Source organism: Mycobacterium sp. UM_WGJ (assembly GCF_000455125.1).
GTDB lineage: Bacteria > Actinomycetota > Actinomycetes > Mycobacteriales > Mycobacteriaceae > Mycobacterium.
The window spans coordinates 1-1,177 of record NZ_AUWR01000102.1; the positions used below are offsets into that span (position 1 = coordinate 1).

Sequence of the window (1,177 nt, forward strand, 5' to 3'; positions counted from 1 at the left end):
GGCTAAGTCCCCTGGGGTGGTGGGGTTTCGGGCCTGCGGCTGACCGGGGCGGTTGGGCTCTGGTGTGTCGTTGAGGGCTTTGGGGTGGGTCATCGCGTAGTGGTCATTGAGTTACCGACCAAAGTGACTCAAGCAAAGGACACACAACGCGATGACCCACGACCATTCTGCCCTGCTCGCTCAGCTCGATGCGCTCAACTCCGCTGACGCCGGGGCGGTGTTCGCCGAGTTGATCCGGGCCGGGTTGCAGGCTCTGATCGAGGCTGAAGCCACCGAGGCGATCGGCGCCGGCCGCTACGAGCGAGCCCAGGGCCGGACCACGCAGCGCAACGGGCACCGCCCCAAGACCGTGTCGACCACCTCCGGTGATGTCGAGGTGCAGATCCCCAAACTGCGTGCCGGGTCGTTCTTCCCGTCCCTGCTGGAGCGACGCCGCCGCATCGACAAGGCGTTGCACGCGGTGATCATGGAGGCCTACGTGCACGGGGTATCGACGCGCAGCGTCGATGACCTGGTCGCCGCGATGGGAGTGGGCTCGGGGGTGTCCAAATCAGAGGTGTCGCGCATCTGCGCTGGCCTGGACCGTGAAATCGAAGCTTTCCGCACCCGCAGCCTGACCCACACCCAGTTCCCGTACGTGTTCTGCGATGCCACCTTCTGCAAGGTCCGCGTCGGCGCGCATGTGGTGTCTCAGGCCCTGGTGGTGGCCACTGGGGTCTCCATCGACGGCACCCGCGAAGTGCTGGGAACCGCCGTCGGCGATAGTGAGTCGTTTGAGTTCTGGCGCGAATTTTTGGCCAGCCTCAAGGCCCGTGGGCTCACTGGGGTGCATCTGGTGATCTCAGATGCCCACGCCGGCCTCAAGGCTGCGGTGGCACAGCAGTTCACCGGATCATCGTGGCAACGCTGCCGGGTGCATTTCATGCGCAATCTGCACGGCGTGGTGGCCGCCAAGCACGCGCCGGCGGTCACTGCGGCGATCAAGACGGTCTTCGCCCACACCGAACCGGCCGAGGTCGCCGCTCAGTGGGACCAGGTCGCCGACACCTTGGAGGCGACATTTCCCAAGGTGGCGGCGATGATGGCCGAGGCCAAGACCGACGTCCTGGCGTTCACCGCATTCCCGCGGGCGCACTGGCAGAAGATCTGGTCGAACAACCCGATATCCGTTAACCGG

At 65.5% G+C, this 1,177-nt stretch carries 1 protein-coding gene; it reads left to right on the forward strand.

Going from position 1 to position 1,177, the window contains the following annotated elements:
- Positions 1-151 precede the first annotated feature (151 nt).
- Positions 152-1,177 (forward strand): IS256 family transposase (locus N416_RS0120955; RefSeq protein ID WP_024444047.1); only part of this gene is annotated, 1,026 nt, incomplete at its 3' end.